Raw genomic sequence first — 13133 nt, forward strand, 5'->3', positions numbered from 1 at the left:
AAAACCCCGTTAGGTCTGTTGTTCCGGCCGGATGCGCCGCATGGCGACCCACGGACGTCTTCATCGAAGACAGACCACACTCATTCATCGTTGCGCGGCGGCTCCCACCTCAGGCGCGTTTGCGACGGCTGCGGTACGTATCGAGCACCACCGCCACCACGATCACCGCGCCGGTGATCATGCGCTTGGTCGGCTCGTTCGCGCCGATCTGCGCGAGGCCCGCCGCCAGCACCGAAATGATCAGCACGCCAAAGAACGTGCTGATAACCGAACCACGCCCGCCCATCAGACTCGTGCCGCCGATCACGACCGCCGCGATCACCTGCAGCTCCAGGCCGACACCCGCATTCGGATCGGCCGCCTCGAGCCGCGAGATCTGGAACAGCGCCGCGAGTCCGGACAGCGCGCCCATCAGCGCGAACACGATCACCTTGTACGGCCGCGGATTGACGCCCGCGAGCCGCACCGCTTCCTCGTTGGTGCCGATCCCGACCAGATAGCGCCCGAACACCGTGCGCGTCAGCACCAGCTGCGCGATCACCATCACCGCGACCGCGATCAGAAAGGCCGGCGAGATGCCAAGCGCGATCGGGTTCGACAGAAAATCGAACGCATCGCCGATATACGCGGTGCGCGAATTGGTCATCTGATACGCCATGCCGCGCGCCGCCTCGAGCACGCCGAGCGACACGATGAACGACGGAATTCGCCAGCCCACCGTCACCGCGCCGGTCACGGTGCCGGTCAGCGCCGCGACCGCGACCCCGAGCAGCGCGCCGGCAGCTGGCCCCCAGCCCCACTTCAGCGTCACCACGCTGACCACCGACGCCCCGAGCGCGAGCACCGAGCCCACCGACAGATCGATCCCCGCGATGATCAGCACGAAGGTCATGCCGACCGACATCACGACGAGATCCGGAATCTGGTTCGCGATCGTGCTGAACGTGTCGTAGCTCAGAAAGTGCGAACTCAGCAGCGAGAACAGCACGATCATCGCGAGCAGCGCGCCGGCGAGGCCCAGGTAGTTCGAAAAGCCGAGCCGCGTGCCGGCCGGCTTGCCGCTCGCGAGCGGCGCCGACGGATCGGCGGGCGGCGTCACGGCGGGCGCGTCCGGCGCACCGCCTTGCTTGCCGTCCTGCTGGCCGCCCAACTGGCCGTCCAACTGGCCGTCCTGTTTGACACCCGCCGCCTTGCGCCACGATTGATCGGTCATCACAGACTCCCTGCTTCGTTGACGCCGTGCGTGTGCAGCAGCGCGTCACGGCCGCGGTAGCCGGCGAACGCAGCCGCGAGCAGCGCATCCTGGCTCCAGCTCGCGCGCTCGAACACACCTGTCATGCTGCCCGCCGACATCACGCCGATCCGGTCGCAGATCAGCATCAGTTCGCGCAGATCGCTCGACACCACGACGAGCGCGCGGCCGTCGCGAGCGAGCGCGCCCATCAGGCCGTAAATATCGAACTTCGCGCCGACGTCGATGCCGCGCGTCGGTTCGTCGAACAACAGCACGCGGCAGTCGCGCGCGAGCCAGCGGCCGATCACGACCTTCTGCTGGTTGCCGCCCGACAGTTCGCCGACAACCTGCGCGGGCCCCGAGCTGCGAATCCGCATCGCGGCGATCTGCTTGTGCGCCAGCGCGTTCTCGCGCTTCGCGTCGACGAGGCCGTGCCGCGCGACGCTGCCGAGATTGCCGAGCGACAGGTTGGCCGCGATCGGTTGCGGCAGCAGCAGGCCTTCGCCCTTGCGGTCTTCGGTGATCAGCGCGATACCCGCGCGTACCGCGTCCGCCGGCGAGTCGATTCGCACGGGCGCAGGCGGCGCGCCCGGCGTCGCGGCGAGCGACACGCTGCCGCCGTCCTTGCGGTCGGCGCCGTAGATGAGCCGCATCAGCTCGGTGCGGCCCGCGCCGATCAGTCCGCTCACACCGAAAATCTCGCCCGCGCGCACCTCGAACGACACGTCGCGCACGAGCTTGCCGCGCGCGAGCCGCTCCACTTTCAGGAGCGGCGCGCCGATGTTGCGCTCGCCGAGATCGATATGCTCGCCGAGCTCGCGGCCGACCATCCACGTGACGATCTGCTCGCTCGTCAGGTTCGCCATCGCGTCGACATGCACGAGGCGGCCGTCGCGCAGCACCGCGACCCGTTCGGCGACCCGCGCCAGCTCTTCGAGCCGGTGCGAGATATAGACGAGCGCGACGCCGCGAGCCTTGAGCCGCCCGATCTGCTCGAACAGCAGATCGACCTCGCGCGCGGTCAGCATCGCGGTCGGCTCGTCGAGGATCAGCACCCGGCAGTCGTCGATCAGGTTGCGGGCGATCTCGACCATCTGCTGATGACCGATGCCCAGTTCGCCGACCAGCGTGTCGGGATCGATCGCGTCGAGCCCGACCTGCGTCATCGCCTCGCGCGCGTTCTCGCGCAGCTTGCCGCGATCGATCCAGCCGAAGCTGAACGCGCCCGCTCGCGGCAGCCGTTTCAGGAACAGGTTCTCGGCGACCGACAGCGTAGGCAGCAGATTCAACTCCTGCATGACCATGCGCACGCCGAGCGCCTCGGCCTCGGTGCGGCTCGCGGGCGCGTACGGCGCGTCGGCAAGCCGCATCGTGCCCGCGCTCGCTTCGACCAGCCCGCCGATGATCTTCGACAGCGTGCTCTTGCCCGCGCCGTTCTCGCCGGTCAACGCCAATACCTCGCCCGCTCGCAGCGACAGCGATACGTCGGCGAGCACCGGTTCGGCATAGGTCTTGCCGATGCCGCTGACGCTCAGTACGACAGGCAAGGCGTCGTGGTCGGTCGAATCCATCGCGCTCCTGGTTGCATGGCGCTTCTGGCGCCTTCGTGGCGCCCCATTGCGCGGAATGCACAGCTGCTCATGGCCGCGCTCCCTCTCACCACGCGAGCCGCCGTCATGACGCTTATCTCTGGGATTAACGGCGGTGCGGCGGGATTCTTGAGCGTTCGTTGAACAAAAGCGGATCGCTGGGTGGTGGTTTGCCTCTAAAACACGCTATCCATAATTCGTGGTGATTTTTGCGGCTTCCCGTACGCTTTCCCGGCTGCGCCCGGCTCGTGCTTCGCGCCGGGCGCGGCGCGCTTACTTCAGGGTGTCCTTCGTCACCAGAACGACCGGCGTTTCGACGACGCCCGACAGCTGCGACTGCTTCTTGTTTTCGCTCAATGCCTTCAACGCGGTATCGATGCCGAACACGGCCTGCTTCGCCGCGAACTGGTCGGCGGTGGCGAGCACGCGGCCGTCCTTCAGCATCGGATGGATTGCGTTGATGTTGTCGTAGCCGACCACCAGCACCTTGCCCTGCTTGCCGGCCGCGCGCACCGCCGACACCGCGCCGATCGCCATGTTGTCGTTGCCGGCGAGCAGCGCCTTCAGGTTCGGATACTCGTTGAGCATGGCCGATGCGACCGCGTTGCCCTTGTCGATTTCCCACTCGCCCGACTGCACCGACACGACCTTCGCGCCGACCGCCTGCATCGCGTCCTTGAAGCCCGCAGTGCGCTGCTGCGCGTTGGTGGTGGTCGACACGCCTTCGAGGATGCCGACCTCGTCGCCAGCCTTCAGGCGCTTCGCGAGGTAGTCACCGACGAGCCGCGCGCCCTTGCGATTGTCGGGGCCGACGAACGGCACGTTCAGGTCTTTCGACTTCAGCACGTCCGGATCGAGCCGGTTGTCGATGTTGACGACGATGATGCCCGCGTCGACCGCCTTCTTGACGACCGGCACGAGCGCCTTCGAATCGGCCGGCGCGAGCACGATCGCGTCGACCTTCGACACGATCATCTGCTCGACGATGCGGATCTGGTTGGCGGTGTCGGTTTCGTCCTTGATGCCGTTGGTGATCAGGTCGAACTTGCCGGGGTTCTGCTTCTGATAGTCTTTCGCCCCGGTCTCCATGGTCAGGAAGAACTCGTTGGCGAGCGACTTCATCACGAGCGCGACCTTCGGCTTATGAGCCGGCGCGTTCTGCGCGTGGGCGGCGGAAAAAGGCAGGACGGCGGAGGCGGTGGCGAGAACTGCGGCGGCAAGAATGCGACGACGGGTTCGATGGCTCATGCGTATCTCCAAGGTTGTCAGGCTCGCGGGCGAGCCGTATTTTTTGTGATGCGCAAACGTTTGCGGGGCCTATTCTCAGCGCAAGCTCTTCGGCATGTCAACGATTCGCGGTGTTGCAACGCACCGGCGCGCAACATCTGCGGCGCCGCAATGCGCTCGATCGATCCGGGCGGGTGTGGCAACAGCGTGTGGCAAGGTTCCCTCGCTCAGTCCGTGCAGTCGATGACGCCTGTGCGTCGCGTGCGGCGCGACCCACAGGCCGCTTATGCTGGCCTGGTATCGCGCGCGCCGCAAGGGAAACCCCGAGGAAATTGAACGGTGCGCCGGCTACAGCCAGCCGGCCTTGCGAAAACGCCGGTACAGCACGAAGTCGATCGCCAGCATCACCGCCAGCACGACCGGATAGCCGAACTTGAAATGCAGCTCGGGAATGCGCTCGAAGTTCATCCCGTAGATGCCGGCGATCATGGTCGGCACCGCGAACAGCGCGGCGAACGAGCCGAGCCGCTTGGTGACTTCGCTCTCGGCGAGCGAGATCATGCCGAGGTTCACCTGCACCGCCGTGACGACGATTTCGCGGCGCCCCTCGATGGTTCTGACGATCCGGTCGAGGTGGTCGTAGACGTCGCGGAAGTACGCCTGCATGCCGGCGCAGACGCTCGGAATGCGCCCGCCCGTCAGTTTGCCGACCGCTTCCTGCAGCGGCACGATATGGTGCTGGAGGATCACGAGCCGGCGCTTCATCGTGTACAGGTCCTGCACGATCGCGCGCGAGGCGGCCGAGTCGTTCTTCTCGAAGATGCGGTCCTCGAGCGTTTCGAGCTCGGTGCTCATCGCCTCGATGACCGGGAAATAACGGTCGACCACATCGTCGATCAGCGCGTACAGCACGAACGCCGAGCCCTCCTTCAACAGATGCGGCTCATGCTCGCAGCGCGCGCGCACGCTCTTGAAGCCGGTGCGCGTGCCGCGCCGCACCGACAGCACATAGTTGCCGCCGACGAACACGTCGACTTCGCCGATCACGAATTCGCCCTGCTCGTCCATCTCGACCGTGTGCATCACGGTGAACAGCGAATCGCCGTACTCCTCGATCTTCGGCCGTTGATGGCCGTATTGCGCATCTTCGATGGCGAGCTCGTGCAGATTGAACTCGTCTTTCATCATCGCGAGTTCGTCGGGGCTCGGGTCTTTCAACGCGACCCAGACGAAGCACTCGGGCCGCGCGACGTAGTCGCTGATGCTGTCGATATCGATGTCGGCGAGTTTCCGGCCGTCCTGATAGGCGGCGCAATTGATCAGCATGTTCGGATTACCTTGCATACAAAAGCAGACCTCGCCACCGGCTCGCGTAAGCATTGCGTAAGACGGTCGACGGGTCTGCATGAACGGACAAGCACGCTTCCAGGCCGCTTGCATCAGCCGCCATGTTAAGGCGCGATACCTAAGCCGCGCGTATCCAATTGTTAATGCTCGACGACAGGCTACTGCGCGACCCGCTGCAGGCCGATGCGGTGATCGTCGTTGAACGTGACCGAGGCGCGGTTCGTGTAGCGCGGGTCGGCCGTCACGACGAAGTTCAGCTCGATGACCGGATCGAACTGCGTCGATACGCCGATCCGATGCGCGCCGGGCGGCAGATAGAACACCACGTGCTCGCCGTTCATCAGGTCGGTCACGCGCTCGCCGTCGATATAGACGAGCGCATTGCGGAACCGCACGATCACGTCGCGCGAACGCTCGCGCCGCACGTCCACCGCGACGAGGCCGGGGCCCGGCGCCGTATAGCCCTGTCTGACGATGCGCTCGGCAGGCACCGGTTTGAACGGTACCGGCTCGGCCGGCGTCGACGCGCAGCCGGCCAGCGTGAGCACGCTGAGCGCGACGCATGCGGCCAACGCGGCGCAGCGTGCGGACCCGGCCATCCGTGCGGCTCGGCAGCGGCAAGACAGGCGCCTCGGCATGCTGGTTCTCCCCTGTGCTCTCGATTGCGGCCCGAGTTTCCGACTACGCGGTGTGGGTCGTCGCTCCGCGTCCGCCGGTTCGGCGGACACGGTACGCTCGTACGCATGATCGTTGCGCATCATAGCAACGCGCGGACATTCCGCCAGCCACGGCGCACGGAGCTCGGAGCTCGGGCGCCGCGCCTCTTGCATGGCGCGGCGTTCTTCTTCATGATCGGTGCAGGCGGCCGCGCTCGCGGCTGGCCATCGTCGGTTGCCGGCATGCCTGTCGATCCGCGTCGCCGGACGCACGATCAAGGAGACTGCGATGTGGTATTTCACCTGGATTCTCGGCGTGGGTGTGGCGCTCGGCTTCGGCATCATCAACGTGATGTGGCTCGAGGCCAACGGCACGTTCGCGCGCGACCCGCGCCCCGATGACGCCGCCGCGCCGCGTGAGGACAAGCCTGCGTGACTTCTCTGGTTTTCTTTTGCGGTCATGCGGGCACGGGCAAGACGACGCTGGCGAAAAAACTGCTCGGCCCGCTGATGAAAGTGAGCGGCATCCCCTTCTGCCTGCTCGACAAGGACACGCTGTACGGCGGCTATAGCGCGGCCGCGATGGCGATGCTGACCGGCAATCCGAACGATCGCGACAGCCCTCTTTTCCTGCAGCATCTGCGCGACCCCGAGTATCGCGGCCTCATCGATACGGCGCGCGACAATCTCGAACTCGGCATCAGCGCGTTGGTCGTCGGCCCGCTGTCTCGCGAGGTGCGCGAGCGGCGGCTGTTCGATCATGCGTGGCTCGGCGTCGCGCCGGACGTGAGGTTGTGTGTCGTGTGGGTGCGGACCTCGGAGGACGTGGCGCGGCAGCGGATCGTCGCGCGCGCGAATCCCAACGATGCGTACAAGCTCGCGCACTGGGACGTCTACCGGCGGCGGCGTTTCGAGCCGAGCGGCGCGAGCCGCGAGGGTCTGCTGATGTTCGACAATACCGCGCCCAGTTCGGCGGACCATGAAGCGCTCGTCGCGCAAATCGTGGCTGGATGACGGCCCTCCCTTCTGTCCGGCGAGTGCCGCGCCGGCCCGATGATGGCTGAAAAACGGAAAATCCCCGTACGTCGGCGACGTACGGGGATTTTCATTCGACGCGAGCCATGCCGGCCTCAAACCGTCGCCATCGCCTCCAGCGACTGCCCTTCGTACAACTTGCCGAAGCGGTTCGCCAGAAAATCGCCGAGCGACACCTGCTCCTGGCGCACGAAGCCCTTTTGCGGCAGCTTGCGCTCGCGGAACAGATCGAGCACCGCGCACATCGCGCCGGCGGTCGTGATCTGAATCGCGCTCATCGGCACCCCGCAGACGGTCTTCGCGAAGATCTTGCGCGTGAACACCTCCTGCACCAGCTGACCGTCGCGCATGCCGCTCACGGTGATGAACACCAGCACGACATCTTGCGCGGTCGACGGCACCGAGCGGCGCATGATGGTCTTCAGCGTATCGCGGTCGCTCGACAAACGCAGGTCTTCGAGCAGGAACTGCATCAGGTTGCGATGACCCGGATAGCGCACCGACTTGTAGTCGAGCGATTCGACGCGGCCCGCCAGCGTTTCGCACAGCGTGCCCAGCCCGCCCGACGTGTTGAACGCTTCGTACTCGGTGCCGTCGAGCGAGAAATGCTCGAGGCCTTCGAGCGGCTGCACCCATTGCGTGCGGCCATCGCGGATGGCCTCGCACGGCTGGCAGTACTCGTTGATCAGGCCGTCGACGCTCCACGTCAGGTTGTACTTCAGCGCATTGGTCGGAAACTCGGGCAGCGCGCCGACGCGCATCTTCACGTCGCGGATTTCCGTGAAGCGATTCGCGAGCTCGTGCGCGGCAATGCCGATGAAGCCCGGCGCGAGACCGCACTGCGGCATGAATGCGTGATCGGCATCTTCGGCGATCGCGCGGATCGCGTGCGTCGCGCGTACGTCCTCGGTCAGGTCGAAATAATGGACACCCGCGCCCTTCGCGGCCGATGCGACGTTGACCGCGAGGTAGTACGGCAGCGCGTTGATCAGCACGTCGAAGCCCTCGATGGCGGCGCGCAGCACGGCGGCGTCGGCGGAATCGATGCGGCGGGTGGGAATGCCCTGGGCGGCGAGCTTGTCGAGCGCGTGCTGATCGCGGTCGAACGCGACGACTTCGTAGTCGCCCGTCTCGCGCAGCATATGGGCAATGGTGTGACCGATCAGACCTGCGCCAACGATAGCTACTTTCATCTGCTTCTCCTTGTTATCCATGTGCTGTCTCTGAGCTTGGGAAGTGCGCCGCGTGTTGCGCGCGGCGCCTGCGGGCCGAACCCTTGAATGACAGTGTAGGAAGAAGCAAAAACAGTTCATACGCGCAAAATGCTGCGGTATGACCATCCAGTTCGACGTTCTGACGAACCGGTCAAACGATTTGTCGAAACAGCGTAAAAAAGGCGTCAACGATGGACTCTCGCAGCACTCGCGAAGAAGTTACGCCGCGCGCCGACTCACACCGTGCCGCGGTCGATCTTGCGCGCGAGAATGATCGACGTCGTGGTTCGCTCGACGCCCTCTAGCCCGCCGATCTGATCGAGCAGATCGTTGAGCCGTTCGGGCGAATCGGCGCGCAGCCATGCCACGTAGTCGAACTCGCCGCTGACCGCGCACAGCATCTGCACTTCGGGCATTTTGCCGAGGCGTTTCTGCACGGCCGGTCCGTGCTTCGGCGCGATGATGATGCCGACATACGCGACGATGCTCGAATCGAGCACATCCTGGCCAAGCCTCACGCTGTAGCCGGCGATCACGTTGCTGCGCTCGAGCCGCGCAATGCGCGCGATCACGGTCGTGCGCGCGACGCCGAGCTGCCGCGCAAGATTCGCGACGCTCTCGCGCGCGTTGGCTTGCAGCAGTGCAACGAGGTTGCGGTCGAGGTCGTCGAGCTGGTCGAGGCGCGGAGGTCTCATCGAAGGGGAAGGAAGTTGGTGTGGAATGTCGCGGATTATCGCGCGTCTGCACGCAGCGGCGCCATGTCACGCGGTACGGTCACAGATGCACGGCACACTGTGGGGCGGCCCGGCGCAGTATGTCGGCGCGATTGCCGATCAGGCGCGAGCCGTTTCGCGTTCGTTTCGGTTGTAAGCGTTTGTCGCACACGCACCGTATTGTAGGGTTAACGTGTTACTAATAGCGGCGCCGGGCGAATGCGGCAGCCGCTTGCGGTGCGGCGCCATTCGCCGCTGGCGCGGGGCAAGACGCTCGCCGCGCGCCGTGTCTCAATAACGAACAGACATCAGGAGTTTCGATGAAAAAAGCACTGGTTATGCTGGCTACGGCCGTTTCGATGGGCGGCGCGTTCGCCCAAACCGCCGCGCCGGCCGCAGCGCCGGACACCACAGCCTCGGCCTCCGCGGCCAAGGCCGGCCACGAACGCAACGTCGAAGACCGCATCGCTTATCTGCACTCGCAACTGAAGATCACGCCCGCGCAGGAAACGCAATGGAAGGCGTTCGCCGACGTCATGCGCAGCAACGGCGAAACGATGGGCCGGCTGTTCGAGCAGCGCAAGGCGGCCACCAACGTGAGCGCGCTCGACGACATGAAACAGTACGCAACGATCGCGCAGGCGCATGCGGACGGCATGAAGAAGCTCGTCGATGCGTTCGATCCGCTGTATAGCAGCCTGTCGCCGGAGCAGAAGAAGCTCGCCGACGCGACGTTCCACCAGGGCGGCCCCGAGGGTCATCATCGCGGCCACCATGGCAAGGGCAAGGGCGGCAAGCCCGCGGCAGAAGCCCCGAGCGACGCGACTGTCAAGCCATAATGAAAGAGCGCCCGCGGCGGGGGGTGCCCCGTTGCGGGCGCGGGTCCGTTCGGACGCGGTTGATTTCAGCAATTCCGCCGGCGCCCGAACAGCGGCTTTCTCACCACGTCTCACCCTTTCGCCTTCCCCCGCCCGGCTCATGCATCTGGCATTATTCGGGGCGCGCTGTCTGGGCCGACTACCCGTCCCAGCGACTCGACGCACGATCGCCGCAAAGCGGCAAGTCTCGCCGCAACGCTCACCCCCTAATCTTCCACCCGCTTCATGACCGAACTCAGGAATCTCGATTTGCGTGACGATCCGCACGCCCAACGCGTCGTCAAGGACGAAACGGTAAGCGTCGAATTCGCCGCCGCCGAAGGCCAGTTGATGAGCCTCGAAGGCCCGAACCGCTATGTGCGCGGCGATGCGCTGATCACCGGCTCGACCGGCGAGCGCTGGGTCGTGTCGCGCGAGCGCTTCGATGCGAAGTACCTGCCCGCCGATGCCGCGCTCGCGCACGGCGAAGCCGGCGCCTACCGCAATCGCCCGGCGGTCGTACTCGCCCGCCGGATGGACGAGTCCTTCTCGCTCGCGCGCTCCGCGAGCGGCGGCGACGTGCTGCACGGCGCGGCCGGCGACTGGGTCATGCAGTACGCGCCCGGCGACTATGGCGTCGTGCAGGCCGCGCGTTTCGCGAAGGTCTATCGGCTCGCGGATTGAATCCGCTTCGCCCGCGCTTCATTCGCGCGTCACGCGAACTCTCCGCCGAGATCGACCGTGACTTCGCGCGGGACCGCCTGGCCGTTCGCGTACATTTCTTCGAGCGAGCCCAGGCTCGCTTCGACGTACGCGCGCAATACCGCAAAGCTGCGGCCACGCAACCGCGCCGGCATCGCGCGATAACGCGCGAGCGCCGCCGGCGCGATCGCGACCGTCATCACGATACGGCGCGCGGTGGAACCGAAGCGCATTGCTACCCAGTGAACCGTCAGTGTGGGCGTGCCATCGTCGGCGGCACGCTCGATGAACTGCGTCTGCTCGGGAAACAGATCGCTGATGACGCGCGCGAGCTCGTCGAACTCCGGATGCGCGCAGTCGTATTGGTAAGCTTCCATGAAGGCTGCCGGGAAAAGAAGATCCTGAAACGTAGGCGTATTTTAGAGAAACGCTGAAGGGATAGCGAGGCGCCTGCCGTCCAGCGGCTCATCCGCTCACGCCGCCGCCGGCCGCCGGTAAATCCGTATCAGCAGTCCCGCGACGAACACCGCCGCCACCACATAGACCGTATCGGCCGCCGCGAGCGGCAACAGCCGCGCCTGCGTCATTGCCGCAGGCACGTCGATCAGCGCGTGCACCCCGATCGCGAGCGGCAGGATGCCGCGCGAGCCGGCCCGCACGCCGCGCCACATCAGCACCGACAGGCCGATCTGGAACACCAGCGCCGCGACGCGTTCGAGCGCGAAAATGCCGGCCAGTTGCGGCGTCAGGCTCGCGAGAATCAGATGCACGCGCATCACCGCTTCGGCCGGCAGATTGCCGAGGTAATCGCCGAGCCGGCCACGGTTTTCGAGGACCGCCAACACGAGCCACTGGCACTGCACGAACACGCCGACCATCCACGCTTCTGCGCCGCCGTGGCCGAGGCCGTAGCTGAGCGCGGCGCCATCGTCGGCGCGCAATGCGGCGGTGCGCGTGTCGGCGGTCGTGCTGGCGGCGGGGCTCGCGCCCGCGCTTGCATCGACGCCGGCGGGCGCGTCGACGTTCGCCTTCTTGCGCACCGCCGGCCGCGCCGCCGCGCGCTTCATGAGCAGCCGCATGCCGAAGAACCGCCCCACTTCCTCGCAAACGCCCGCGGCCAGCGCACCATAGACAACGAACGCGAGCGGCTGCGAAAGGAACGCCGCGGTCGCCTCGTTGCCGCGCAACAGGTAGTCGTGCAGCGCACGCTCGATGACCATCGCGAACAGCGCGAACACCGCGACGCCGGCGATCGCGTCGCGCGGCCGAAGCGCGAGCGGACGGCGCAATTGTCGGTAAATCAGAAACGGTAAAGCGGCGATGACGAGCGTGGCGAGCGCGAGGCTCGCGAGGGTAAGCGGTGGCACGACCATGAGTATCCTTGCGGGGTTCCTTGCAATCCCCGGCGCGCAACCGCTGCGCGCCGCAGCCCGCATCATCGCAGATTGGCCGGAAATCAGCGTGCGGTCGACGCACGCACGATCAGCTCGCCGGGCAGCAGGCAGTCGCGCGCGCCCGTCTGCGCGCCTTCGATGCGCTCGTGCAGGAATTCGACCGCGCGATAACCGATGTCGTAGGTCGGCTGGCGGATCGTCGTGATGCCGGCGAGCTCGGCCCAATCCGGATCGTCGATGGAAAGCAGCGCGACGCGGCTCTGCCAGTGCGCGCCGTAACGCGCGTTCAGATGCAGCGCGAGCCGCAACGCGACCGGTGCGTTGGCCGCGAACAGCGCGACGCGTGGGGAGGCGCCGGCGGGCTCGGCACCGGCCCCGCCTGGCGAGTCGATCGCACGATCCAGCTCCGCGAGACCGCGCTCGAGCGCAGTTGCATCGGCGAGATCGAGCACCAGCGTACGACCGCGCGCGCGGCCGTCGTCGCGCATCGCCCGATCGAATGCTTCGACGCGCAACTGCCGCGAGCTGACCTGCTCGAACGGCTGCACGACGAACCAGATGTGCTCGAAGCCCCGTTCGAGCAGATGCCGCGTACCGAGCGCGGCGGCCGCGCCATTGTCGAGACCGACCATGTCGGCGACCAGCCCCTCCACGCGCCGATCGACCAGTACCGCCGGAATCCCGCCGTCGCCGACCGGCCGCAACGTCTCCTCGCGCACGCCTAGCGCGTTGACGATCACACCTTCCACGCGATACGTGGTCAGCAGTTGCAGATAACGCCGCTCCATCTCGACTTCGTTCGCCGCGTGGCAAATCAGCGGCATCAAGCCGAGCGCATGGCACGCGGCCTCGACGCCTTGCAGCACTTCGACGGAGTACGGATTGGTCAGGTCGGCGACCAGCATGCCGATCAGCCGGTTGCGGCCGCGCTTCAGGCCGCGCGCCATCTGGTTCGGCTGATAGTCGAGCCGCGCGATCGCGGCTTCGATGCGCGCGCGCAGCTCGGGCGACAGCGCGCTGAACTCGCCGTTCAGATAGCGCGAGATGCTGGTCTTGCCGGTGCCGGCTTCACGCGCGACATCGGTGATCGTCGCGCGTCGCGTCGGCGCGCTCGGGGGACCAGGCGGCATGCTGGCCGGGGGCGGGGTCGTGCTCATTCGCTCAT

General features: G+C 66.3%; 14 protein-coding genes. 4 read left to right on the forward strand and 10 right to left on the reverse strand.

Features of this window, described 5'->3' with window-relative positions; translation table 11 throughout:
• Positions 1–109: 109 nt before the first annotated feature.
• From HDG32_RS09620 to HDG32_RS09640, 5 genes are all read right to left on the reverse strand, one after another.
• Positions 110–1213, reverse strand: a complete 1104-nt coding sequence (locus HDG32_RS09620) for an ABC transporter permease (RefSeq protein WP_184065988.1) — start codon at positions 1211–1213, stop codon at positions 110–112.
• On the reverse strand, positions 1213–2805 hold the full coding sequence (locus HDG32_RS09625; protein WP_184065991.1) for a sugar ABC transporter ATP-binding protein: 1593 nt from the start codon (positions 2803–2805) through the stop codon (positions 1213–1215). Before HDG32_RS09625 ends, HDG32_RS09620 begins: the two co-directional genes overlap by 1 nt.
• A 291-nt stretch (positions 2806–3096) precedes the next feature.
• Positions 3097–4071, reverse strand: coding sequence for a sugar ABC transporter substrate-binding protein (locus HDG32_RS09630; RefSeq protein WP_184022717.1), 975 nt, complete (start codon positions 4069–4071; stop codon positions 3097–3099).
• A 327-nt stretch (positions 4072–4398) separates the two neighbouring features.
• Positions 4399–5376, reverse strand: a complete 978-nt coding sequence (gene corA, locus HDG32_RS09635; protein WP_184065994.1) for a magnesium/cobalt transporter CorA — start codon at positions 5374–5376, stop codon at positions 4399–4401.
• Between the two features lie 179 nt (positions 5377–5555).
• Positions 5556–5996 carry a DUF2846 domain-containing protein gene (locus HDG32_RS09640; protein ID WP_244145012.1) on the reverse strand — a complete coding sequence of 147 codons (441 nt, stop codon included), beginning with the start codon at positions 5994–5996 and terminating at the stop codon, positions 5556–5558.
• A gap of 346 nt (positions 5997–6342) precedes the next feature.
• Between HDG32_RS09640 and cydX the strand changes: the two genes are divergently transcribed.
• Positions 6343–6489 carry a cytochrome bd-I oxidase subunit CydX gene (gene cydX / locus HDG32_RS09645; RefSeq protein WP_184056699.1) on the forward strand — a complete coding sequence of 49 codons (147 nt, stop codon included), beginning with the start codon at positions 6343–6345 and terminating at the stop codon, positions 6487–6489.
• The gene (locus tag HDG32_RS09650) at positions 6486–7067 is read left to right on the forward strand and encodes an ATP-binding protein (RefSeq protein WP_184065999.1); all 582 of its coding nucleotides are present in this window, start codon (positions 6486–6488) and stop codon (positions 7065–7067) included. Before cydX ends, HDG32_RS09650 begins: the two co-directional genes overlap by 4 nt.
• A 116-nt stretch (positions 7068–7183) precedes the next feature.
• Here the strand turns inward: HDG32_RS09650 and HDG32_RS09655 are convergent, their stop codons facing one another.
• Together HDG32_RS09655 and HDG32_RS09660 are read right to left on the reverse strand one after the other, a co-directional pair.
• Positions 7184–8281, reverse strand: coding sequence for a saccharopine dehydrogenase family protein (locus HDG32_RS09655; RefSeq protein ID WP_184022712.1), 1098 nt, complete (start codon positions 8279–8281; stop codon positions 7184–7186).
• 257 nt (positions 8282–8538) lie between these two features.
• Positions 8539–8997, reverse strand: a complete 459-nt coding sequence (locus HDG32_RS09660; RefSeq protein WP_090805298.1) for an Lrp/AsnC family transcriptional regulator — start codon at positions 8995–8997, stop codon at positions 8539–8541.
• A gap of 338 nt (positions 8998–9335) precedes the next feature.
• Here HDG32_RS09660 and HDG32_RS09665 point away from each other — a divergent pair, with 338 nt between their 5' ends.
• Positions 9336–9854, forward strand: coding sequence for a Spy/CpxP family protein refolding chaperone (locus HDG32_RS09665; RefSeq protein ID WP_184066002.1), 519 nt, complete (start codon positions 9336–9338; stop codon positions 9852–9854).
• Between the two features lie 264 nt (positions 9855–10118).
• Complete coding sequence (locus HDG32_RS09670) at positions 10119–10556, forward strand: PGDYG domain-containing protein (protein WP_184022710.1); 438 nt, start codon at positions 10119–10121, stop codon at positions 10554–10556.
• A gap of 29 nt (positions 10557–10585) precedes the next feature.
• Here the strand turns inward: HDG32_RS09670 and HDG32_RS09675 are convergent, their stop codons facing one another.
• From HDG32_RS09675 to HDG32_RS09685, 3 genes are all read right to left on the reverse strand, one after another.
• Positions 10586–10951 (reverse strand): DUF3022 domain-containing protein, encoded by a 366-nt coding sequence (locus HDG32_RS09675; protein WP_184066005.1) that lies wholly within the window; start codon positions 10949–10951, stop codon positions 10586–10588.
• A gap of 96 nt (positions 10952–11047) precedes the next feature.
• Entirely contained in the window at positions 11048–11947 is a 900-nt protein-coding gene (locus tag HDG32_RS09680; RefSeq protein WP_184066008.1) for a YhfC family intramembrane metalloprotease, read from the reverse strand.
• Between the two features lie 83 nt (positions 11948–12030).
• Positions 12031–13125: a LacI family DNA-binding transcriptional regulator gene (locus HDG32_RS09685; protein ID WP_184066012.1), complete on the reverse strand. Its 1095-nt coding sequence runs from the start codon at positions 13123–13125 to the stop codon at positions 12031–12033.
• Between the last annotated feature and the right edge of the window lie 8 nt (positions 13126–13133).

The sequence above is a fragment of the Paraburkholderia sp. CI2 genome, assembly GCF_014201055.1.
GTDB classification, from domain to species: domain Bacteria; phylum Pseudomonadota; class Gammaproteobacteria; order Burkholderiales; family Burkholderiaceae; genus Paraburkholderia; species Paraburkholderia tuberum.

Excerpts from the sequence above, each read along its gene's own strand:
- HDG32_RS09620 (WP_184065988.1), bottom strand. The coding sequence starts at position 1,213 with ATGACCGATCAATCGTGGCGCAAGGCGGCGGGTGTCAAACAGGACGGC.
- HDG32_RS09640 (WP_244145012.1), bottom strand. The coding sequence starts at position 5,996 with ATGGCCGGGTCCGCACGCTGCGCCGCGTTGGCCGCATGCGTCGCGCTC.
- HDG32_RS09665 (WP_184066002.1), top strand. The coding sequence starts at position 9,336 with ATGAAAAAAGCACTGGTTATGCTGGCTACGGCCGTTTCGATGGGCGGC.
- HDG32_RS09625 (WP_184065991.1), bottom strand. The coding sequence starts at position 2,805 with ATGGATTCGACCGACCACGACGCCTTGCCTGTCGTACTGAGCGTCAGC.
- HDG32_RS09675 (WP_184066005.1), bottom strand. The coding sequence starts at position 10,951 with ATGGAAGCTTACCAATACGACTGCGCGCATCCGGAGTTCGACGAGCTC.
- HDG32_RS09630 (WP_184022717.1), bottom strand. The coding sequence starts at position 4,071 with ATGAGCCATCGAACCCGTCGTCGCATTCTTGCCGCCGCAGTTCTCGCC.
- cydX (WP_184056699.1), top strand. The coding sequence starts at position 6,343 with ATGTGGTATTTCACCTGGATTCTCGGCGTGGGTGTGGCGCTCGGCTTC.
- HDG32_RS09685 (WP_184066012.1), bottom strand. The coding sequence starts at position 13,125 with ATGAGCACGACCCCGCCCCCGGCCAGCATGCCGCCTGGTCCCCCGAGC.
- HDG32_RS09660 (WP_090805298.1), bottom strand. The coding sequence starts at position 8,997 with ATGAGACCTCCGCGCCTCGACCAGCTCGACGACCTCGACCGCAACCTC.
- HDG32_RS09680 (WP_184066008.1), bottom strand. The coding sequence starts at position 11,947 with ATGGTCGTGCCACCGCTTACCCTCGCGAGCCTCGCGCTCGCCACGCTC.
- HDG32_RS09655 (WP_184022712.1), bottom strand. The coding sequence starts at position 8,281 with ATGAAAGTAGCTATCGTTGGCGCAGGTCTGATCGGTCACACCATTGCC.
- corA (WP_184065994.1), bottom strand. The coding sequence starts at position 5,376 with ATGCTGATCAATTGCGCCGCCTATCAGGACGGCCGGAAACTCGCCGAC.
- HDG32_RS09670 (WP_184022710.1), top strand. The coding sequence starts at position 10,119 with ATGACCGAACTCAGGAATCTCGATTTGCGTGACGATCCGCACGCCCAA.